Annotated in this window: 18 protein-coding genes and 2 tRNA genes; 9 read left to right on the top strand and 11 right to left on the bottom strand. The window is 63.2% G+C overall.

Features of this window, described 5'->3' with window-relative positions:
- Position 1: 1 nt before the first annotated feature.
- Positions 2-703: a 4'-phosphopantetheinyl transferase gene (locus DV532_RS19210; protein ID WP_056804409.1), complete on the bottom strand. Its 702-nt coding sequence runs from the start codon at positions 701-703 to the stop codon at positions 2-4.
- A 73-nt stretch (positions 704-776) separates the two neighbouring features.
- A complete protein-coding gene (locus tag DV532_RS19205) occupies positions 777-1,568 on the bottom strand; it encodes a dienelactone hydrolase family protein (RefSeq protein WP_056804412.1) in 792 nt (263 codons plus the stop codon).
- 129 nt (positions 1,569-1,697) lie between these two features.
- Between DV532_RS19205 and DV532_RS19200 the strand changes: the two genes are divergently transcribed.
- The 4 genes from DV532_RS19200 to DV532_RS19175 all read left to right on the top strand — a co-directional run bounded on the left by DV532_RS19200 (position 1,698) and on the right by DV532_RS19175 (position 6,135).
- Positions 1,698-2,303 carry an outer membrane beta-barrel protein gene (locus DV532_RS19200; protein ID WP_056804415.1) on the top strand — a complete coding sequence of 202 codons (606 nt, stop codon included), beginning with the start codon at positions 1,698-1,700 and terminating at the stop codon, positions 2,301-2,303.
- An 88-nt stretch (positions 2,304-2,391) separates the two neighbouring features.
- The gene (locus DV532_RS19195; protein WP_056804418.1) at positions 2,392-3,069 is read left to right on the top strand and encodes a response regulator; all 678 of its coding nucleotides are present in this window, start codon (positions 2,392-2,394) and stop codon (positions 3,067-3,069) included.
- Positions 3,066-4,412 carry an ATP-binding protein gene (locus DV532_RS19190; protein WP_056804420.1) on the top strand — a complete coding sequence of 449 codons (1,347 nt, stop codon included), beginning with the start codon at positions 3,066-3,068 and terminating at the stop codon, positions 4,410-4,412. The genes DV532_RS19195 and DV532_RS19190 overlap by 4 nt, the downstream gene beginning before the upstream one ends.
- A 400-nt stretch (positions 4,413-4,812) precedes the next feature.
- Positions 4,813-6,135 (top strand): dicarboxylate/amino acid:cation symporter, encoded by a 1,323-nt coding sequence (locus DV532_RS19175; protein WP_056804425.1) that lies wholly within the window; start codon positions 4,813-4,815, stop codon positions 6,133-6,135.
- Positions 6,136-6,196: 61 nt separating this feature from the next.
- On the opposite strand, the gene tsaA is transcribed toward DV532_RS19175, so the two are convergent.
- From tsaA to DV532_RS19155, 4 genes are all read right to left on the bottom strand, one after another.
- A complete protein-coding gene (gene tsaA, locus DV532_RS19170) occupies positions 6,197-6,889 on the bottom strand; it encodes a tRNA (N6-threonylcarbamoyladenosine(37)-N6)-methyltransferase TrmO (protein WP_056804428.1) in 693 nt (230 codons plus the stop codon).
- 6 nt (positions 6,890-6,895) lie between these two features.
- Positions 6,896-7,357 carry a DUF1456 family protein gene (locus DV532_RS19165; RefSeq protein WP_056804432.1) on the bottom strand — a complete coding sequence of 154 codons (462 nt, stop codon included), beginning with the start codon at positions 7,355-7,357 and terminating at the stop codon, positions 6,896-6,898.
- A 49-nt stretch (positions 7,358-7,406) separates the two neighbouring features.
- Positions 7,407-8,117: an rRNA pseudouridine synthase gene (locus DV532_RS19160; RefSeq protein WP_056804435.1), complete on the bottom strand. Its 711-nt coding sequence runs from the start codon at positions 8,115-8,117 to the stop codon at positions 7,407-7,409.
- 77 nt (positions 8,118-8,194) lie between these two features.
- The gene (locus DV532_RS19155; RefSeq protein WP_056804437.1) at positions 8,195-8,647 is read right to left on the bottom strand and encodes a GNAT family N-acetyltransferase; all 453 of its coding nucleotides are present in this window, start codon (positions 8,645-8,647) and stop codon (positions 8,195-8,197) included.
- A 319-nt stretch (positions 8,648-8,966) separates the two neighbouring features.
- Between DV532_RS19155 and DV532_RS30985 the strand changes: the two genes are divergently transcribed.
- The 4 genes from DV532_RS30985 (at position 8,967) to DV532_RS19130 (ending at position 13,133) form a co-directional block, all read left to right on the top strand.
- On the top strand, positions 8,967-9,581 hold the full coding sequence (locus tag DV532_RS30985; RefSeq protein ID WP_372339975.1) for a hypothetical protein: 615 nt from the start codon (positions 8,967-8,969) through the stop codon (positions 9,579-9,581).
- A 196-nt stretch (positions 9,582-9,777) separates the two neighbouring features.
- Positions 9,778-10,623, top strand: coding sequence for a DUF6502 family protein (locus tag DV532_RS19140; RefSeq protein ID WP_056804440.1), 846 nt, complete (start codon positions 9,778-9,780; stop codon positions 10,621-10,623).
- Positions 10,620-12,329 carry a DUF5666 domain-containing protein gene (locus DV532_RS19135; protein ID WP_056804443.1) on the top strand — a complete coding sequence of 570 codons (1,710 nt, stop codon included), beginning with the start codon at positions 10,620-10,622 and terminating at the stop codon, positions 12,327-12,329. Before DV532_RS19140 ends, DV532_RS19135 begins: the two co-directional genes overlap by 4 nt.
- Positions 12,330-12,383: 54 nt before the next feature.
- Positions 12,384-13,133, top strand: coding sequence for a hypothetical protein (locus tag DV532_RS19130; RefSeq protein ID WP_056804445.1), 750 nt, complete (start codon positions 12,384-12,386; stop codon positions 13,131-13,133).
- A gap of 72 nt (positions 13,134-13,205) precedes the next feature.
- On the opposite strand, the gene rimO is transcribed toward DV532_RS19130, so the two are convergent.
- A complete protein-coding gene (rimO, locus tag DV532_RS19125) occupies positions 13,206-14,537 on the bottom strand; it encodes a 30S ribosomal protein S12 methylthiotransferase RimO (RefSeq protein ID WP_056804448.1) in 1,332 nt (443 codons plus the stop codon).
- A gap of 235 nt (positions 14,538-14,772) precedes the next feature.
- Between rimO and DV532_RS19120 the strand changes: the two genes are divergently transcribed.
- Positions 14,773-16,683: a potassium transporter Kup gene (locus DV532_RS19120; RefSeq protein ID WP_056804451.1), complete on the top strand. Its 1,911-nt coding sequence runs from the start codon at positions 14,773-14,775 to the stop codon at positions 16,681-16,683.
- Between the two features lie 213 nt (positions 16,684-16,896).
- Here the strand turns inward: DV532_RS19120 and DV532_RS19115 are convergent, their stop codons facing one another.
- From DV532_RS19115 to DV532_RS19100, 4 genes are all read right to left on the bottom strand, one after another.
- Positions 16,897-18,189, bottom strand: a complete 1,293-nt coding sequence (locus DV532_RS19115) for a virulence factor family protein (RefSeq protein ID WP_056804454.1) — start codon at positions 18,187-18,189, stop codon at positions 16,897-16,899.
- Complete coding sequence (gene mprF, locus DV532_RS19110; protein WP_056804457.1) at positions 18,189-20,831, bottom strand: bifunctional lysylphosphatidylglycerol flippase/synthetase MprF; 2,643 nt, start codon at positions 20,829-20,831, stop codon at positions 18,189-18,191. Before mprF ends, DV532_RS19115 begins: the two co-directional genes overlap by 1 nt.
- Before the next feature lie 258 nt (positions 20,832-21,089).
- A tRNA-Met gene (locus DV532_RS19105) sits at positions 21,090-21,166 on the bottom strand.
- Between the two features lie 135 nt (positions 21,167-21,301).
- Positions 21,302-21,378 (bottom strand) — tRNA-Met (locus DV532_RS19100).
- Positions 21,379-21,389: the final 11 nt, after the last annotated feature.

The following is a 21,389-nucleotide window of genomic DNA, read 5'->3' as shown; positions in this document are numbered from 1 at the left end:
GTCAGGCGCTGACCAGGCTTAGCAGGTGCCCGTCCTGCAGGCAGAACTGGCCCTGCAGCTCGGCGCCATGCCGCCACTGTGGCGACAGGTCGGTGAGCAGGCGCAGGCGGGCCAGGCCTTCGGCGGACCAGCTCAATACCTCGGCGTGCTCGAAATAGAAGCGCTGACGTGTCAGTGGGTAGAGGGTCTTGAACAGGCTTTCTTTCAACGAGAAGGTCAGGGTGACGGCAAGGCCAAGCTGGTGGCGGTCCAGGCGCTCCAGCTCTGCCGGGGTGAGGATTTCGCCCATCAGTCGCTCGGCTCGTTGGTCATCCAGCAGTGTTTCCTGATCCAGGCCCAAGCCCTGGCAACTGCCTTCGGCAGCGACCACGGCGGCGGCCCAGCCTTTGCCGTGGGTGATCGAGCCGCGGATACCCGCAGGCCAGATGGGGGAGCGGTCCTCATGGCTGGCGGGCACATAGTCACGGCCATCCAGGCGCTGCAGCGCGGCGCGCGCGCATACGCGGCCGGCCAGGTACTCGGCCTGGCGCTTGGCCACCGAACGCTGCAGGCTGGTGCTTGGCACGACGCCGGCGCGCTGGAAGTCGTCGGGCGCCAGGCGGGTGGGGTCGAAGGCGCAACTGACCAGCACCGCACCGGGTAACGGGTGGGGCAGGGGCCAGTGGTGCTGAAGGGGGGCGCAGCAGGCGGGGAGTGTGTTCATGGGTGTATTGTGCCAGCTGCGCAGGCGCTGCGGGGGTTCTGCGAGCCCGATCCCCCGTTGACCGCGGCATGCCTTATTTGAAGACTTTTTTGAAGAACGCCTGCATATCCGCCCACGAACTGGCATCCGCCGCCTGGTCATAGGCAATATCCGGCCCGCCATGCTCGCCATGGCTCAGTCGGTCAGAATCCGGGTTGGTAAACCCATGCTTGGCCCCCGGAATGCTGACGAACTGGTAGTTGACCTTGGCCGCATCCATTTCTTCCTTGAACGCGCTCACTTGCTGCTCGGGCACCATGGTATCTGCGGCACCATGCTCTACCAGAATGTCGGCCCGCACCACGCCGGGCTTGGCCGGCGCCTGCGTAAGCAGCGGGCCATGGAAACTCACCACGCCATCGAGCTTCTCCCCGCGTCGCGCCGCATCCAACACCACCTTGCCGCCAAAGCAGTAACCCACCGCCCCCAACTGGTGCTTGTTGGTATTGGGCTGCAGCTTCAGCAGCTCCAGGCCGGCATCGAAACGCCGTTCTGCTGCCTTGGGGTCTTTCATGGCTGCTGTCATGAACGCCTTGGCGTCGGCAGGGTGTTCGGTATGCTTGCCATCGCCATACATGTCGATGGCCAGCGCGTTGTAGCCCAGCGCCGCAAGGTCACGAGCCCGGCGCTTGGCGTAGTCGTTCAGCCCCCACCATTCATGCACCACGACAATGCCGGGGCGCTTGCCCTCGATGGCGTCGTCATAGGCGTAGTAGCCGACCAGGCGATTGCCATCGTTGTCCTGGTAGGGGATCTCACGGGTTTGTACCGCCGCATGGGCGAGGGCGGCGCTGCACATCAGGGTCAGGGCCAGCAGTGCACGCATGTTTACTACTCCTTGTCTTGCAGACAGTTCGTTCAGCCAGTGTTCAGCCAGGGTTCAGTCGCGGTTCAGGGTGCCTTGCTTACTCTAGCTTCCAGACCGAAACAGCGCACTCAACTGGAGTACATCGCCATGAAAACCTTCAATTCCCTGCTTGCCGCCATGGCCGTCTGCGCCGCCGGCCTCACCACCGCCCAGGCCGCTGATGACAACTTCGCCAGCCTGACCTACGGCCAGACCAGCGACAAGGTTCGCAAGTCCGGCCTACTTCAAAGCAACACCGACCACCTCAACGCCGACGGCATCATCGGCAAGGACGACACCTGGGGCGTGCGCCTGGGCAAGGTCAATGACCAAGGCCGCTACTACATGACCTACGACAACGTCTCGGGCGACCACAGCGGCCTCAAGTTGCGCCAGGAAAACCTGCTGGGCAGCTATGACTTGTTCCTGCCGGTGGGCGATACCACCAAGCTGTTCGGCGGGGGCAGCCTGGGCGTGACCAAGCTGACCCAGGACTCGCCGGGTGCCAGCCGGGATAGCGACTACGGTTATGCCTACGGCCTGCAGGCCGGGGTAATCCAGGACATCACCGACAAGGCTTCGGTGGAGCTGGGCTACCGTTACCTGCGCACCAACGCGGCCACCGAAGTGGGCGCACAGGGTGGGCCGAAGGAAGGCACCCTGCGCCTGACCAGTAGCGCGCAGACATACCTGGCTGCAAGCTACAAGTTCTGACCGGCGAGTCGCGTTATCCTGTACCGGCCCTTTCGCGGACATGCCCGCGAAAGGGCCGCTACAGGCAATACCAATCAAGGAGCTGCACATGAAACTGCTGGTGGTCGAGGACGAAGCCCTGCTTCGCCATCACCTCTGTACCCGCTTGGGCGAAAGTGGCCATGTGGTCGAGGCCGTCGCCGATGCCGAAGAGGCGCTGTACCAAGCCGGGCAGTACCACTTCGACCTGGCCATTATCGACCTTGGTCTGCCGGGCATCAGTGGCCTGGAGCTGATTACGCGCCTGCGCAGCCAGGCCAAGAACTTCCCCATTCTGATCCTCACCGCCCGCGGCAATTGGCAGGACAAGGTCGAAGGCCTGGCCGCCGGAGCCGACGATTACCTGGTCAAGCCGTTCCAGTTCGAAGAGCTCGAAGCGCGGCTGAATGCCCTGTTGCGCCGCTCCAGTGGCTTTACCCAGTCGACCATCGCCGCAGGCCCTCTGGTGCTCGACCTCAACCGCAAGCAAGCCACCCTCGACGCACAGCCGCTGGCCCTGACCGCCTACGAATACCGCATCCTCGAGTACCTCATGCGCCATCACCAGCAGGTAGTGGCCAAAGACCGCCTGATGGAGCAGCTGTACCCGGGGGACGAGGAACGCGACCCTAATGTTATCGAAGTGCTGGTCGGCCGCTTGCGCCGCAAGCTTGAAGGCGATCACGGCTTCAAACCCATCGACACCGTGCGCGGCCTGGGCTACCTGTTCACCGAGCGTTGCCGGTGATCCGTTCCCTGCGGATACGCCTGATGCTGGCCGCCGCGGTGCTGGCACTGCTGTTCATGCTGGCGCTGCTGCCGGCATTGCAGAAGGCCTTTAGCCTGGCCCTGCAGGAATCGATCGAGCAGCGCTTGGCCTCGGACGTGACCACGCTGATTTCAGCCGCGCGTATCGAGCATGGCCAGTTGCAGATGCCTACGCTGCTACCGGACGAGCGCTACAACCTGCCGTACACCGGGCTGCTTGGCTATATTTTCGACCGCGACGGCAACCTGGTCTGGCAGTCGCGCGCCACCGCCGACCGGCATATCAACTACCGCCCGCGATATGACGGGCGCGGCAACGAATTTGCCCGGATTCACCAGGCCGATGGCGAAGAGTTCTTCGTCTACGACGTCGAAATAAAGCTGCTGGGCGGCCAAAGCGCGGCCTACAGCATTGTTGCCCTGCAGCCGCTGAGCGAATACAAGGCCACCCTCAATGGCCTGCGCGAAAAGCTCTACCTTGGCTTCGGCGCCGCCTTGCTGGCGCTCATGGCGTTGCTGTGGGCTGGACTGACCTGGGGCCTGCGCTCGTTGCGCCGGCTCAGCCACGAGCTGGACGAGGTGGAGTCGGGAGCGCGTGATGGCCTGAGCGGCGAGCACCCTCGCGAGTTGCTACGGCTGACCCGCTCACTTAACCGCCTGTTGCGCAGTGAGCGTGAGCAACGCACGCGCTACCGGGATTCGCTGGACGACTTGGCGCACAGCCTGAAGACGCCGCTGGCGGTGCTGCAGGGGGTGGGCGAGAGCCTGCAGCAGCGCAGCGGCGAGCGCGAGGCGGCGCGCGTGCTGCAAAGCCAGATCGAGCGCATGAGCCAGCAGATCGACTACCAATTGCAACGTGCCAGCCTGCGCAAAAGTGGCCTGGTCCGCCACAGCGTGTTGCTGCGGCCGTTGCTCGATAGCCTGTGCAGCACGCTGGGCAAGGTGTACCGGGACAAGCGGGTAAGCGTGGCCCTCGACCTGCCCCCCGCAGCGCAGGTGCCGGTGGAGCAGGGCGCGCTGCTGGAACTGCTGGGCAACCTGCTGGAAAACGCCTACCGCCTAAGCCTGGGCCAGGTGCGCGTGAGCCTGGCTCAGGCGCCTGGGCAAGTGACCTTGTGCATCGAGGACGATGGGCCAGGGGTGCCGGTCGACCAGCGTGAGCGCATTCTGGAGCGTGGAGAGCGGTTGGACAGCCAGCACCCGGGGCAGGGCATTGGCCTGGCGGTGGTCAAGGATATCGTCGACAGCTATGACGCCGAGCTGAGCCTAGGGGATTCGCCCTTGGGCGGCGCTGCCTTCAGGCTTACCTTCAACCTGGAGTGATTCATCGCCAGTACTGGCCTCTTCGCGGGTAAACCCGCTCCTACATCGACCGTGCACCGTGGGCGTTCTAGGCGTGCGTTTACCGGCGAAGAGGCCGGAACAGGCAACCCGCAACGGGCGGATTCCCGCCATGCCCCCCTGTACAAATCCCGCCAGAGGGCGGAAATCCGCCAGCCTTCCTCAGCTAAATCGCCCTGTCGTTGTGCATCTATCCCTAGCAAATACGGCCCTTGCACCGCGCATGGGCATTTTGGCACCACCCTTGCTATTGATCTTCGCAGAGGCCTGCCCAGGCAGCTCGAACACAACGACAAATCCCTCCAAGTGCAGGAGGGTTAGCGATTCAGGTGCCACCATCACCCGGGCAAGGGTGAAACCGGCACACTTGAGGAAATTAGCCATGACGACACGTCAGCCGCTGTACAAATCCCTGTATATCCAGGTGTTGGTCGCCATCACCATCGGCATCCTGCTCGGCCACTTCTACCCCGAAACCGGCGTTGCTCTCAAACCGTTGGGTGACGGGTTCGTCAAACTGATCAAGATGGTCATCGCCCCCATCATCTTCTGCACCGTGGTCAGCGGCATTGCTGGCATGCAGAGCATGAAATCGGTCGGCAAGACCGGCGGCTATGCGCTGCTGTACTTCGAAATCGTCTCCACCATCGCCCTGATCATCGGCCTCGTCGTCGTCAACGTGGTCAAGCCAGGCGCTGGCATGCACATCGATGTCACCACCCTGAACGCCAGCAGCGTTGCCGCTTACGCCGCAGCCGGCGCACAGCAGACCACCGTGGGCTTCCTGCTCAACATCATCCCTAATACCGTGGTCGGTGCCTTCGCCAACGGCGACATCCTGCAAGTGCTGATGTTCTCGGTGATCTTCGGCTTCGCCTTGCACCGCCTGGGCAGCTACGGCAAGCCGGTGCTCGACCTGATCGACCGCTTTGCCCACGTCATGTTCAACATCATCAACATGATCATGAAGCTGGCGCCGGTCGGTGCGTTCGGCGCCATGGCCTTCACCATCGGCCAGTATGGCGTGGGTTCGCTGGTACAGCTGGGCTACCTGATGGCGTGCTTCTACGTCACCTGCCTGCTGTTCGTGCTGGTGGTGCTCGGCGGTATCTGCCGCGCCCACGGCTTCAGTGTTCTCAAGCTGATCCGCTACATCCGTGAAGAGCTGATGATCGTGCTGGGTACCTCCTCTTCGGAATCTGCCCTGCCACGCATGCTGGCCAAGATGGAGCGCCTGGGTGCCAAGAAATCCGTGGTTGGCCTGGTAATCCCGACTGGCTACTCGTTCAACCTGGACGGCACCTCGATCTACCTGACCATGGCCGCGGTGTTCATCGCCCAGGCTACCGACACCACCATGGACATCACCCATCAGATCACCCTGCTGCTGGTGCTGCTGGTGGCCTCCAAAGGTGCTGCAGGTGTTACCGGTTCGGGCTTCATCGTCCTGGCCGCGACCCTCTCGGCGGTTGGCCACTTGCCGGTTGCCGGCCTGGCGCTGATCCTCGGCATCGACCGCTTCATGTCCGAAGCGCGCGCCCTGACCAACCTGGTCGGCAACGCTGTTGCCACCGTGGTCGTTGCCAAGTGGGTCAATGAAATGGACGACGACAAGCTGGCTTCGGAGCTTGCTTCCGGTGGTTCGCCGCTGCTCGATACCCGTCCGACCGACGACCTGGGTGTTGCTGAAGGCCCAGCTCGTTGATAGCGAGACAGTGAAATGCAAAAGGCGACCTCAGGGTCGCCTTTTTCATGCACGGTGGGGGTCAGGCCAGGCCCACCTCCAACACCCGGATCACCTCCGGCTGCGGGTAATGCCAGCGCACCTGCACATCCCAGAACTTCACCCCATACACCCGCGCTGGCGGTGGCACCTGGTAGGCCGGCCGTGGGTCCTGCGCGAGGCATTGCTCGATCAGCTCCACCAGCGGCTCACCCAGGCGCAGCGCATGTTCGCGGGCCTGGGGCAGGGCGTTGTCGCCCCACTGCACGGTGATCACGGCGGGCGCGTCGCTGGCCATCTGGTTGCGGGCGCCGACGATGCTGTCGGCGTACGGTACATAGGGCTTGATGTCGAGCACCGGCGTGCCATCGAGCAGGTCGATACCGGACAGCAGCAGGCGCCCGGGCTCCACGGCCTCCAGGCGCACCACCGACTGGCCGATGCCATTGGGCCTGTGGGTGGCGCGGGTGGCGAAAACACCCATGCTCTTGTTGCCGCCCAGGCGCGGTGGCCGCACCTTGAGGCGCGGTTTGTCCTCCAGGGCCTGGTGGAACAGGAACAGCAGCCAGACATGGCTGACCTGCTCCAGCCCCTGCACCGCATCGCCTTGGTCGAACGGTGGTAGCAACTCGAGTACACCGCGTGCGGCGGGCGCCAATTGCGGCTGGCGCGGGATGGCGAACTTCTCCTTGAAACAGGAGCGCACGATGCCGACCGGGGCAACGCTATGCTGCATGACCACTCAGCCGCGCACGCGCAGGGTCAGGCCCTTGAGGAAGTTGCGCAGCAACTGGTCGCCACACGGGCGATAGTTATCGTGCCCGGCCTTGCGGAACAGCGCGCTCAGCTCGGGTTTGCTGACCGGGAAATTCACCGATTTGAGGATCGCGTGCAGGTCATCTTCTTTGAGCTCGAAGGCCACCCGCAGCTTCTTGAGGATGAGGTTGTTGGTCACCGGCAGTTCGATTGGCTGCGCCGGGCGGCTATCATCCTTGCCGCGCCGGTGCATCACCAGGCCGTCGAGAAAGTGCGCCATGACCCGTTCCGGGCACCGCACGAAGCCTTCCTCGTCTTCCTTCTTCAGGTAGGTGGCCAGCACCAGGGGATGCACCTCAAGGCCGGTTTGGCCGATGATCTCGACCATTTTGGCGTCGTTCACCTTGAGCATGTAGCGCAGGCTGCGCAGGACGTCGTTGTGGTTCATTGTTGCAGAATCCTGTTCAGGTGCCGCGCCTGTGGGCGCGGCGTATTGCTTAGAAACGTTCGGTAGTGGCCAGGTAGCGCCACTGGCCCAGGGGCAGTTTGCCCATCGACACACCGCCGAGGCGAATACGGCGCATGCCCACCAATTCCAGGCGCAGGTAGGCGCACAGCTCGGCAATTTGCCCAGGCTGCGGGTTTTTCAAGACCATGCGCAGGTGGGTTTCGTTCTGCCAGCTGGCCTTGGTTTTAGGCAGCTCGCGGTCGTTGCGGGTGGCACCGCGCGCCAGGCGCTCCAGGGCCTGGGCTGTGGTCTCGCCGCGCACTTCAACGATGAATTCCTGTTCCAGGCGGCGCAGGTCGGCCTCGATCTTGCGGGCCACCCGCCAGTCTTGGGTAAATACCTGCAGGCCGCTGGCCCCGCGCTCCAGCGGCGCCACGCAAACCTGCCGGGCAAAATGCCCGTGCAGGGCGCGCACGCCTTCGCTGTGGGCCTCGCTGAGGGTGCCCATGTGCATGCTGGCGCGGGCGCTTTCGTTGTCCATGCCAAGCGGCTGGTTCAACAGCAGGGTTACCGGCTCCAGGGTTTCGGCACGGGCGCCCGGCAGCAGCTCGACACGCTGCTGCTCGACCTTGAACTGGGGCTGCTCGACCACCACGCCATCGACCGTGACCCAGCCGCCTTCGATATACAACTCGGCCTCGCGGCGGGAACAGCCCAGCTGTTCGATAAGGCGTTTGGACAGGCGTACGGGTTCGGACATGAGGGTAATTCGCAAAGGCAGGGAAAGACCAGCATTGTACCTGCCCGCGCGGCCGAGGGGCTGGGAATCTGTGTCATTTACGCCTTTTTGCGCAGGCGCATGTGCAGTAGCGGATAGGGCTGGCCCAAGCCGTCGGTTGCCGAACGGCCCATCACCTCGAAGCCTTCATGCAGGTAAAAGCCCAGGGCTTGCGGGTTCTGTTCGTTGACGTCCAGGCGCTCGGCATTCAGTTCGTCGATCGCATAGCGCAGCAGGCGCTTGCCCACCCCTTTGCCACGGTAGTCAGGTGCGACGAACAGCATGTCCACACGCCCGTTGGCAACCCCGGCGAAGCCACAGATGCGCTGGCGATCCTTGCAACAGACCAGCATCACTGCGTCGAGATAGCGCCGCAGCACTTGTTCGCGGAGCAAAACGATATAGCCATCCGGCAGAAAGTCGTGGGTGGCGCGTACCGAGTCCTCCCACACCTGTACCAGCTCGCTGTAGTCGCTCAAGCGCGGGGTTTGCAGCGTCAGTACCGATTGCATGCCAGCGTTCCTCCATGGCGATAGGGAAAACATAGCAGGTCAACCGCCGGTCAGCTTTTTCGTGTGCAGCTTGAAGGCCGGGGTACAGCGGTCTATTAATTAGACGTGGGAAAAAATCCCACGCAAAGAAAAGCAAATACCGAAAACAAGATTCCTCACTGATTTGGCGTTCTCGTGGCGACGACCTGGAGATGGAAAATGCACATCCACATGCTGTTCAGAAGGGCTCTACTGGCGGCCGCTGTTGCCGGCGTGCTGTCGACGTCCATCGTTTTGATCCCTGACTCGATTTCTCATAGCTCCAGCGCCTACGCCAAAGATGGTGGTGGCGGTGGTGGCCATGGGGGCGGTGGCCACGGAGGTGGCGGCGGCGGTCACGGTGGCGGTGGCGGTGGAAGCGGCGGCGGCGGTCACGGCGGTGGCGGTGGAAGTGGCGGCGGCGGTCACGGCGGTGGCGGTGGAAGTGGCGGCGGCGGCGGTCACGGCGGTGGCGGTGGAAGTGGCGGCGGCCACGGTGGCGGCAGCGGCAGCGGTGGTGGCCACGGCAGTGGCGGTGACGGTGGTGGCCATGCTGGCAACAGTGGCAGCGGCCACGACGGCCAGGGCCACGCTGGCAACTCGAACTCTGGGCGCAGCAGCAACCATGCTGAAGCGGGTGACGATCATGGCAATCACGTGGGGGGTGAGCCCGGTGACGATCACGGCAATCACGTTGGTGGTGAGCCCGGTGACGATCATGGCAACCATGTTGGCGGTGAGCCCGGGGATGATCATGGTAATCATGTCGGCGGTGAGCCTGGCGATGATCACGGCAATCACGTTGGTGGTGAACCTGGTGATGATCACGGCAACCATGTGGGTGGCGAACCGGGTGATGACCACGGTGTTCATGCCGGCGGCGAGGTCGGGGATGACAACAGCAGAAGTTGACTAGCTGTGATCCGAAGGGGGCCCATACAAAACCCAGCGGACGGGTTTTGTATGAGCAGGTTACCGCCTGCGGGGCCTTTATCACGTCTTTGCAATGAGCGATGACGGCGAATTCTCATTCCGGCTGGGAAGTGGTTGCAGTTCGTGTGGGATGTTTTCCCGCGTCGTATACTGGGTTCACCTGTCTAGGAACTCGCTCAATGCAATCGCCCACCTTACCCCCGTCGATGTTAAGCGCACTGCGGCGTGTCATGCGCCCGCTGGTGCGTTTGATGCTGCGCCGAGGGGTTACCTACACGCTATTCGCCGACATGCTCAAGGAAGTCTTCGTCGACGTGGCCCATCGCGAGTTTCGCCTGGACGGCACAGTGCCAACCGACAGCCGCATCAGCCTGCTGACAGGCGTTCATCGCAAGGATGTGCGGCGGCTACGCAGCGACGGTGAGGCGTCGAGCGCGGCGCTGCCGGAAAACATCACCTTTGGTGCTCAGTTGGTCACTCTGTGGACCACTAGCGAGCCGTTCTGCTCCGCGCCTGGCCAGGCGCTAGCGTTGCCGCGCTTGGCAAGTGTCGGTGGCGATTGCTCCTTCGACGCCTTGGTGGCGAAAGTCAGCACCGACATCCGCGGGCGTGTGGTGCTGGATGAGTGGTTGCGCTTGGGCATCGTCCGCCTCGACGAGCAAGACTGTGTGCACCTGGAAGCCCAGGCATTCGTGCCGCAAAAAGGCTTTGATGAAAAGGCCGCGTACTTTGGCCACAACTTGCATGACCATGCCTGTGCAGCGGTGCATAACCTGAGTGGCGAAGGCCAGCCATTTTTTGAACGCAGCGTGCACTACGATGCCTTGAGCTCGGCCAGTGTCGAGCATTTGCGTGAAGTGGTTGCCAAGGATGGCATGCAGGCACTGCTTGCCTTCAGCCGGCTCGCATCAGACCTGGAAAGCGTCGACGTACCCAGTGCCGAGCAACGTCAGCGCATCACTGTCGGGCTTTATTTCTACACTGAAGCCACCGCCCCCGAATTGTCGAAGACCCCAACCCCATGACTTTCTTCGCGCGCTGCTTCAGTGCCGTCACGTTCGCCCTGGTTTTCGGGGTGAGCCTGGTGGCGCCTGCCGAGGTAGCCGCAGCGCCGGTGTGTGTCAGCCGCGACGAAGTGGGTATGGCCGGTGCTGCCGGCCTGCAGTTCCCGGGGGGTGTAGGCGGTACCGGGGCCAAGACGGGCGGTGTCGGCGGTACCGGTGTGCGCAGTGATAACGGCGGTGTCGGTGGCAGCGGCGCGCCACTCCCACAACGCCCCGGTGGTACCGGCGGTACTGGCGCGGTGGCGGAAGGTGTGGACGGCCGCCACGGTGGTGTAGGCGGTACCGGAGCGCCGAACCAGCGCCCGGGTGGCACTGGCGGTACAGGTATCGTCGGCACCATCACTGGGTTTGCCTCGATCTGTGTCAACGGCATGGAAGTGCATTACGGCAAGGACGTGCCGGTGAGTGAAAACGGTGCACCTGCCAGCAGTGCTCACCTGGCGATCGGGCAGGTTGTGGCGGTGGAGGCATTTGCCACCCAGCGCGGCCTGCAAGCAGGGCGTATTTCCATCCTCAACGTCTTTGAAGGGCCGCTGACGGCGCTGCCCAATGCCTCGGCACCGCTGCGGGTCATGGGCCAACCGGTACGGCTTGGTGCAGGCGCGCGGGTAGCCGAAGGGCTGCGCCCGGGCGAACCGGTCAAGGTCAGCGGCTTGCGCGATGCCAACGGTGAGGTGGTGGCCAGCCGCATCGAGCGGGCGCCGGGGCTGAGGGAGGCCAGCGCCATCGGTGCGGTCGACCGTGCTGGCAGCCTCCAAGGCCTGAAGTTGGGGACCCGCGTGGCGCCTGCCCGGGAAGTATTGGTGCGCGGCCAGTGGACCGGGCGCCAACTGGAAGTGGCGCAAACCCGCGCGGACCCGAGCCTGCCGTTTGCCGGCCGGGTGCAGCAGGCGGTGGTCGAAGGGCTGGTGCAGCGCACGCAGGCACGGCAACTGGTGGTGGCTGGCATCCATGTGACACTGGGGCAGGGCACCGTGATTGTCGGCAAGCAGCCTGGGGCGCTGGCGCTGGATCAACGGGTTAGGGTGAGCGGGGTGCTTAGTGGAAATCACGAGCTGCGGGCAACCCGTGTGGAGTTCCAGGGCGACCGTAGCGATAACCCGGACAGGGGCAATTCGGGGCATGGCAATGAGCACGGCAGCAGTGACGCTGGCGGCTCGGGCAACAGCGGCCATGGTGCAAGCGATGTGACCAGCGGGCGTAGCGAAAGCAGTGAGGATCACAGCGGGCGTAGTGCCGTTGAAGACTCCAGTGGGCATGGCAGCGGTGGAAGCGTGGACAAGTCAGGCAAGTCGGAGCTTGTCGAAACCGTGGAACAACGCGAGAGCAGCAACAGTGGCAGCTCCGGACGGGTCGAGAAGGTCGAAGTCGAAAAAGCCGAGAAGGTCGAGAAGGTCGAAAAAGTAGAGAAGGTCGAAAAACCCGAAAAAGTGGAGAAAGTGGAGAAAGTAGAGAAGCCTGAAAAGGTCGAGAAGGTGGAAAAGGTAGAAAAAGTCGAAAAGGTCGAGAAGGTCGAGAAGGTGGAAAAAGTAGAAAAGGCCGAGAAGGTCGAAAAGCCTGAGAAAGTCGACAGGGTAGAAAAAGTCGAGAAAATCGAAATTGTCGAAAGGCCGGAAAAGGTAGAGACCGCTGAAAAAGTAGAGCACCCAGAGCGATCTGGGCGTTAGGCAACTAGGCTGGGTAAGTCCGATCACCCTTCCCGACGGGATACTGAGGTGCAGATGAGACCTACGCTCCCGCTTTTCGCCTGCTTGCTGTCGTGTCTTAGTACCTCGGCCCTGGCCGATACCTTCAGTGCCGCCGTCGGCATGGATTATTCAAGTGGCGACTATGGCACGGGTACCACTTCGGAAATCTGGTACGTCCCCGTGGTCGGCAAGTATGAAACTGGCCCAATGACCTACAAGGTCACCGTACCTTGGTTGCGTATCACCAACCCCGAAGTGGGGCCCAATGGTGACCCCTTGCCCGGTGGCTGCCGGGATGTGGAGAGCGGGCTGGGGGACACAGTTGCCAGCGCTGGTTATGCCCTGCTCGACGGCAGCGAGGGCGGCCTGATGCTGGACCTGATTGGCAAAGTCAAATTTCCCACTGCCGATGAAGACCAGTGCCTGGGTACCGGAGAATACGACTACACCGCCCAAGTCGACATCGCCAGGGCCCTTGGCCCGGTGACTGGCTTCGCGACCCTGGGCTGGAAGAAGTTCGGCGACCCGCCCGACAGCGACTTTGACGACCCGGTTTTTGTCAGCCTCGGCTTCGCCATGCCCGTGGCTGTAGGCACGTCGGCGGGCGCATCCTACGATTGGCGGCAAAAAGTCGTTTCGACCGGCTCGCAGATCAAGGAACTTACCCTGTTCCTGACCCACAAGCTCAACCCACAGTGGAAAGTTCAGCTCTATGCGGTCAAAGGCTTCTCGGATGCCAGCCCCGATGCAGAGGGCGGCTTGATGCTGTTTCATACGTTCTGACGAAAAAGCCCCTGCGCCGGCAGTTCCTGTGTGAGGAATAGCGGGGCAGGGGCTTTGCAGTTTCAGCCTGCTTTAGATGGGTTCAGCCCACATGTCGTATTCGTCGGCATCCACCACACGGCAACGCACGGTGTCACCCGGCTTGAAGCCATGGTCGCCGTCGATGAACACGCTGCCGTCGATTTCCGGGGCATCGAAGAAGCTGCGGCCCACCGAGCCCTGCTCTTCGACTTCATCGATCAGCACGTCGATTTCCTTGCCGATGCGCAGTTGCAGGCGGGCGGCGCTAATGGCCTGCTGGTGGGCCATGAAGCGGTCCCAGCGGGCCTGCTTGATGTCGTCCGGCACTTCTTCCAGGCCCAAGTCGTTGGCCGGGGCGCCCTCTACTGGCGAGTACTGGAAGCAGCCCACGCGGTCCAGCTGGGCTTCAGTCAGCCAGTCCAGCAGGTACTGGAAGTCTTCCTCGGTCTCGCCCGGGAAGCCGACGATGAAGGTAGAGCGAATCACCAACTGCGGGCACTGCTCGCGCCAGTTCTTGATGCGTGCCAGGGTGCGGTCTTCGAAGGCCGGGCGCTTCATGGCCTTGAGCACTTTCGGGCTGGCGTGCTGGAACGGGATGTCCAGGTACGGCAGGATTTTGCCGGCGGCCATCAGCGGGATCACGTCGTCGACGTTCGGGTACGGGTACACATAGTGCAGGCGCACCCAGGCGCCGAGGCTGCTCAGTGCCTCGCACAGCTCGAGCATGCGGGTCTTGACCGGGCGGCCGTTCCAGAAGTCGGTCTTGTACTTGACGTCGACGCCGTAGGCGCTGGTGTCTTGGGAAATCACCAGGATTTCCTTGACCCCTGCCTTGACCAGGCGCTCGGCCTCGCTCAGCACTTCGCCAACCGGGCGGCTGACCAGCTTGCCGCGCATCGACGGGATGATGCAGAAGCTGCAGCTGTGGTTGCAGCCTTCGGAAATTTTCAGGTACGCATAGTGGCGCGGGGTCAGCTTGACGCCCTGCGGCGGCACCAGGTCGATCAGCGGGTTGTGGTCCTGGCGGGGCGGCACTACTTGGTGCACGGCGTTGACCACTTGCTCGTACTGTTGCGGCCCGGTGACCGACAGCACGCTCGGGTGCACGTCACGGATGCTGCCCTCTTCAACGCCCATGCAGCCGGTGACGATGACCTTGCCGTTTTCCTTGATCGCTTCGCCGATCACTTCCAGCGACTCGGCCTTGGCGCTGTCGATGAAGCCGCAGGTGTTGACCACCACCACGTCGGCGTCCTCGTAGGTGGGCACGACTTCATAGCCTTCCATGCGCAGCTGGGTAAGGATGCGCTCGGAATCGACCAGGGCTTTTGGGCAACCCAGGCTTACGAAACCTACCTTGGGGGTGGCGGGCGTGGTGGACATGACTAACCTCGGTATTGAATGCAGGTCGCCCGGCCGGAAGCGGGGGCGATCTTGACGGGCGCTTTTGGCGCCTCTGATCAAAAAGTGCGCAATTCTAGCGAGCGTGGGGGCGCTTGACCAGCACAAATACGACGAACGCTGCGCTATGCTTCGCGCCATTGCGCCAGGTTGCCTACACCAGCCTGGGCAACAGTGAATACCAAGGGCCTCAATAGGCCGTCTGCAGGAGTGGTCGATGGTTCAGGCAAGCAGTCATGCCGAAGGCGGGCACGAGGGGAAGCAGGGGGCGGCGCGCTCGGTGAGCCTGCTGGTCGCGGCGGTCGGGGTGGTTTATGGCGATATCGGCACCAGCCCGCTGTATACCCTCAAGGAAGTCTTCAGTGGCGGTTATGGGGTACCGGTCAACCATGACGGCGTGTTGGGCATCCTGTCGCTGATCTTGTGGTCGTTGCTGTGGGTGGTGTCGTTCAAGTACGTGATGTTCATCCTGCGCGCCGACAACCAGGGTGAGGGCGGTACCATGGCGCTGACCGCATTGGCCCGGCGGGCCACGGCGTCCTACCCGCGGTTGCGTACGCTGATGGTGGTGTGCGGGTTGATTGGGGCCTCATTGTTCTATGGCGACAGCATGATCACCCCGGCGGTGTCGGTGTTGTCGGCAGTGGAAGGCATGGGCCTGGCATTTGACGGCATCGACCACTGGGTGGTGCCGATTTCGCTGGTGGTGCTGGTGGCGCTGTTTCTGGTGCAAAAGCACGGCACCGAGAAAATCGGCAAGCTGTTCGGCCCGATCATGGTCACCTGGTTCGTGGTGCTGGGCGCATTGGGGGTTCACGGCATCTCCCAGAGCCCGGAAGTGCTCAAGGCGTTCAACCCGGGCTGGGCGGTAAACTTCTTCGTGGTTCACCCCGGCATGGGCGTGGCCATTCTTGGCGCGGTGGTGCTGGCGTTGACCGGTGCCGAAGCGCTGTACGCAGACATGGGCCATTTTGGCCGCAAGCCGATCGCCCGAGCCTGGTTCATCCTGGTGCTGCCGGCGCTGGTGCTCAACTACTTTGGCCAGGGTGCCCTGCTGCTGCAAAACCCGGACGCGGCGCGCAACCCGTTTTACTTGCTGGCGCCGGGCTGGGCGCTGCTGCCGTTGGTCGGGCTGGCCACCATGGCCACGGTGATCGCCTCACAGGCGGTAATCTCGGGGGCCTTCTCGTTGACTCGCCAGGCCATCCAACTGGGCTACATTCCACGCATGCAGATCCAGCACACCTCCAGTGACGAACAGGGGCAGATCTACATCGGTGCAGTGAACTGGACGCTGATGGTCGGCGTGGTGCTGCTGGTGATTGGCTTCGAGTCGTCCGGTGCCCTGGCCGCGGCCTATGGCGTGGCGGTGACCGGTACCATGTTGATGACCACCGTTCTGGTCTCGGCGGTAATGCTGCTGCTGTGGAAATGGCCGCCGATGCTGGCGGTGCCGATTTTGCTGGGCTTTCTGTTCGTCGATGGGCTGTTCTTTGCCGCCAACGTGCCGAAAATCGTCCAGGGTGGTGCGTTCCCGGTATTGGCTGGCGGTGTGTTGTTCCTGTTAATGAGTACCTGGAAGCGCGGCAAGCAGATCCTGGTAGAGCGCATCGACGAAGGTGCACTGCCGCTGCCGTTGTTCATCAGCAGCATACGCATTCAACCACCGCACCGGGTCGAAGGCACGGCGGTGTTCCTCACGGCACGGTCTGATGCCGTGCCCCATGCGCTATTGCACAACATGCTGCACAACCAAGTGCTGCACAGCCAGGTGGTGCTGTTGACGGTGGTCAGTGAGGACCGGCCACGGGTGCCGGAACAGGAGCGTTTTGAGGTTGAGGCCTATGGCGACGGGTTCTTCCGCGTGCTGTTGCACTTTGGCTTCATGGACGAGCCGGACGTGCCGGCGGCGTTGAAGCTGTGCCACCTGGACGACCTGGACTTCAGCCCTATGCGCACTACCTACTTCCTCAGCCGCGAGACGGTGATCGCGTCGCGGCTGGAAGGCATGTCGCGTTGGCGGGGCAACCTGTTTGCGTTCCTGTTGAAGAATGCCAACGGCAACTTGCGGTTCTTCAACCTGCCGCTGAACAGGGTGATCGAACTGGGTACCCAGGTCGAGATCTGAGGGGCGCGGCTCGCGCTATGTGGGAGCGGGTTCACCCGCGAAGCAGGATGCACGGGCTTTGCCCGTGTTCGCGGGCAAGCCCGCTCCTACAGTGATCTGAACTGCGCCGCAGAAGATGGACGGGTGTCCAACATCTGGGGCGCAGTTCAATCGCGCAAGCTTTCAGGTTCTGATGAAGAGAGGGGCTCCCACCAGGCCAGCAAGGGATGGACGTCAGTTCTGTTCGGCCACGCTCGACTTGCCCTGGCGTGTCTCGATCTCGCCAATCAAGCGCTTGGCCAAGGCCGGGTAGTTTTCGTCGAAGTGGTGCCCGCCAGGCAGTTTCAAGCGCTCACCCACCGCTGTGTTGTCGGTGCAACCACTCTCGTCGGTTTCTTCCACGCCGTACACGCACACCACCTTGGCCGCCGGCAGCTTGGCCATTTCCGGCCCGGTAGGCGCTTCCTGGCCTTCCTTGCCCAGCCAGCCCTCGACTTCGATCTCGAAACTGCCACTGCGGGCAAAGGCCAGCAGCATCACCGCGTCGATACGCTGCTGGTCCTCGACCGGCAGGCGGTTGTAGATCGCGGGCAACACGTCGGCACCGAACGAATAGCCGGTTAGCACGAAGCGCTTGGTGCCCCATTTCTGCCGGTAGTGCTGCATCAGCTCGGACAGGTCGGCGGCGCTTTGCTCCGGGGTCTTGTGCTGCCAGTAGTAGCGCAGCGTGTCGATGCCCACCACCGGGTAGCCCAATTTGGCCATTTCGCCCGCCACGTCGCGGTCCAGGTCACGCCAGCCGCCATCGCCCGAAAGGAACAGGGTGACCGTGTCGGTCGTCTGCCCGGCTGGCACCTCGACCACCGGGATGGCCAGGGCGTTGCCGTCGTGGCCAACCAAGGCCTGGGTCAGCTGAGCCTTGAGCACTTGTGGCAGATGGATGTCGTAGTCGCTGATGCTGGTTTCGGCATTGGCCTGGTCGCGCACGAAGGCGGCGCTGGCGTCATCCGGGTTGTCGTTCCAAGCGACGCTCCAGTGGCCGTGGGCGGCCGACTTGGGCAGCGGTGCCTGGCAGCCCGGTTGCTCCACGCTGAAATCCACCGAAATCGCCCGCGCCTTGTCATCGTTTTGGCTAGCCAGCCAACGCCAGGCCTGGGCAGCGCCCGGGCCGATCCCGGCTACCAGGGTCGGCTTTTCCGGCAGTTCGGCCAGGGCTTGGTCCATGGCCTGTTGCTGCTTGCTGCAATCGTTCGGCGGCAAGATCACCTGCACCAGCTCGGCTGCGCCGGCCTGGGCCAGGTCCAACAACTGTTTGTCGGTCAATGCCTGGTCCTGGGGCACGCCGATGGCCACCCGGGCCGTGGGGTGCACGCCTGGGGTCACGCGGGTGATGCGGACATCTTCGAGGCTCAGTTGTTCCAGGTGTGCCTCGGGGGCGGGGCGCGTCCATAGCCAGAACGCCAGCGCGCCTCCCAAGGCGGCCAGCAGCAGGGGAACCAGCAGATACAGCCAATAGCGTCGGGTCATTAACGTTTCACCAATCCAGTCAGGCCGCCAGCGATCAGGGCGGCGGTGTCGGCCAGTGCCACCAGCGGGTCGAGCCCGGCCGGCACGGCCATGTAGCGGGGTTCCCAGTCCGGCTGGAACTTGTCCTTGAAGCGCCGCAAGCCCTGGAAGTTGTACAGCTGTTCGCCACGGCGGAACACCATCGAGCCCAGGCGTTGGGTCAACGGGGCGCCACGCCGCGGCTGCAGGCCGGAAAGCGGCACCATGCCCAAGCTGAAGCGCGCGTAGTCATGGCTTTTGTAATGCAGGATCAGGCCAATCATCATGAACTCCATGGTCAGCTTTGGCGCCTCGGGGTGCGCACGCATCAGGTCCAGGCTGGCCAGCTCGTTACCATGGGTCTCCAGCAGGTTGGCGAACGCCACCGGGCGACCCTGGAAGCGAATCAGGGCAATGCGGAAATGTTGCAGGTAGTCTGGGCTGAAGCGCCCCAACGAAAAGCCTTTCTCGCGCACGTTCTTGCCGCTGAGCCAGGCATCGGAAATTTCCTTCAGCTCTGCCAGCGGGGCGTGGCCGGGCTCATGAATTTCCAGGCTCAATCCGTCACGGCCGCCGCGGTTCCAGGTGTAGCGCAGGTCCTTCATCTCCTTGCCCTTGGCTTCGAGGTCGAAACGGCGCAAGTCGACCCGGGCTTCTTCGCCCAGCTTCAGCGCGGTTAGGCCGATGTCCATATAGAACGGCAGGTTTTCCGCGCGCACCTGGTAGAACACCGGCCGGGCGTGGTGCAGGTCGCACAGGTCGCGGAACTGCCAGATCATTTCGGCGCGCTCTTGGGCCGGGCCGATCGGGTCGTACAGGGCCACCAGGCTGCGGCCGCGACGGGCATACATGAGGAAGGCGTTGTCACGCGGGTGGAACAGCAGCGCCTTGTCACCGGTCAGGGCCAAGCCGCCATCGGGCTGGTCAGAGGCCAGCAGAATGCGGTTGGCACGTTGCAGTTCCTGTTCATCTGGTAGGTGGATCACTGGCGGTGCGGTGCGCAGCAGCCAGGTCAGAGCCACGGCCGCCAACAGCAAGGCGCTGCCCATGGCGGCACGCAGGCCACGCGGGGCGTCGGCATCGAGGGTGAACTGCCACCACAGCTGATGGCTGTAGGGCACGTCCTGATAGGCGAACAGCAACAGCCACACCGATGCCCCGACCGTGCAGGCGCTGGCCACCAGGAACACCGGCGAGAATGGCAGCTCCAGCAAGCGGCTGGGGCGATAGAAGGAGCGGCGGAACAGGGCGAGCAGGGCGGCGGTAAAGGTCAGCAGGCAGGCCTCTTCCCAGTCGAAGCCCTTGAGCAGCGACAACAGGGCGCCGACCAGCAACAGCACGGTGGTCAGCAGCCAGGCGGCCGATAGGCGTCGGCGCAGGCCCTGGGCCAGCAGCAGGCACAGCACGCCGATCAGGCTGGCGCCGAAGTGCGAGGCATCGATCAGGCGGTGCGGCACCAGAAACCCCATGTGCTCCAGGCGTGTGTCGATCTCCGGCGTGGCACCCGAGAACAACAGCACCACACCGGACAAGAACACCAGGATCGACAGGATCGGCGCCGCCAGCCCGGAAGCCGCCTTGATGGCCTGTTGCGCGAGCAGCAGGCGCTTAGCTTCATTAGCCAGCAGCAGCACGCAGGCCAGCAGCAGCGGCAGTACCACGTAGATCAGCCGGTACAGCAGCAGCGCTGCGGCCAGCGGTGCGGCACCGAGTTGGTTGGCAAAAGCCGCCAACAATATGGCCTCGAACACGCCCACGCCGCCCGGCACGTGGCTGAGCACGCCTGCGGCCAGGGCCAGCAGGTACACCAGGATAAAGGCGCCAAAAGGCGGCGCTTCGGGCAGCAGCAGGTACAACACGGTCGCAGCAGCGGCGACATCCAGTGCGGTAATAAGTAATTGCAGGGCGGCCAGGCGTGCGCCGGGCAGGCGCAGTGTGCGGCGGCCCAGTTGCACCAGCAGGTTGTCAGCCAATGGCTGTTCGGCCAAGCGCCTGCGATAAAGCCCAATCACCAGCAGGGTGGATAACACCAGCACGGCGCTGGCGATGCTTGCCAGCAGCGCCGTCGACAGCCCCAGCGCGGTCGACGCTGCTTGCAGGTCGCTCAGGGTTGCCAGGGCAGCCAGCGGGGGCAATGCACAGCCCAGCGACAGGCTGGCAAAAACAGTCATCCGGGCCACTTCGCCAGCACCTAGCCCCTGGCGTGCATACAGGCGATAGCGCACCGAGCCCCCCGAGAGCATCGACAGGCCGATCGCATTGCCGATAGCAAAGGCACTGAAACCGCCCAGCACCAGGCTGCGGGCAGGTAGCTTTACCCCCGCGAAGCGGCTGGCCGACCATTCGTAACCCAGCAGGATCACGAACCCGACCAGCGTTGCCAGCAAGGCCCCGAGCAGTGACTGCGTCGGCACGCTGAGCATGGCATCGTGCAAAGCGTAGATATCCAGCTCGCTCAGCAAATGACGGCAGGCGACCAAGGCCATGGCAAACAGCACCAAGGTCACGCCCAGGCCGATCGGTTGACGGTAGCGGCTCAAGCGTTCAAGCCAGGGCAGGTGTTTGGCGGCCACTGGTAGCGCGGGGGTTAGCGGCACTTGGGCTTCAGGTGGGTGGGAAGTCATGAATGGCCTCGGGCGTGTGGCGCGAGGCGGGGGGAAGGTGCGGCCAAGGTGAAGTCCCTTTGGAAAACGTATCCAGATATTACTCCTGGCGACGTGACTTGCAGTCGTCCAGCAGGGTTAAAGATAGTTCATCCAGAGTGGGACCCCTCAACGCTGCGGGTTGGCTGGGTGACCAAGGGGGGAGCTGAAGTTTTCAGGCGACGAAATGCAACAAACCCCGCGCTGCTGTTACACAGGCGGGGTTTGTTCTGACGAATATGGTTGCGGGAGCCGGATTTGAACCGACGACCTTCGGGTTATGAGCCCGACGAGCTACCAGGCTGCTCCATCCCGCGTCAGTGGGGCGCATTCTACAGGCTAACGAAGGTGTGTCAAGCGCCTAGTGTTTGATTTATCGACACTTTTTGCTTTTGGCTTTCTTTCGCGCAAAGAAAAAGGCCACTGTGTTAACAGTGGCCTTTTCTTGAATCTGGTTGCGGGAGCCGGATTTGAACCGACGACCTTCGGGTTATGAGCCCGACGAGCTACCAGGCTGCTCCATCCCGCGTCAGTGGGGCG

Origin of the sequence: Pseudomonas sp. Leaf58, assembly GCF_003627215.1 — a bacterium.
In the GTDB taxonomy this organism is placed as follows: Bacteria; Pseudomonadota; Gammaproteobacteria; order Pseudomonadales; family Pseudomonadaceae; genus Aquipseudomonas.
This window is presented reverse-complemented; position numbering and strand designations above follow the sequence as displayed.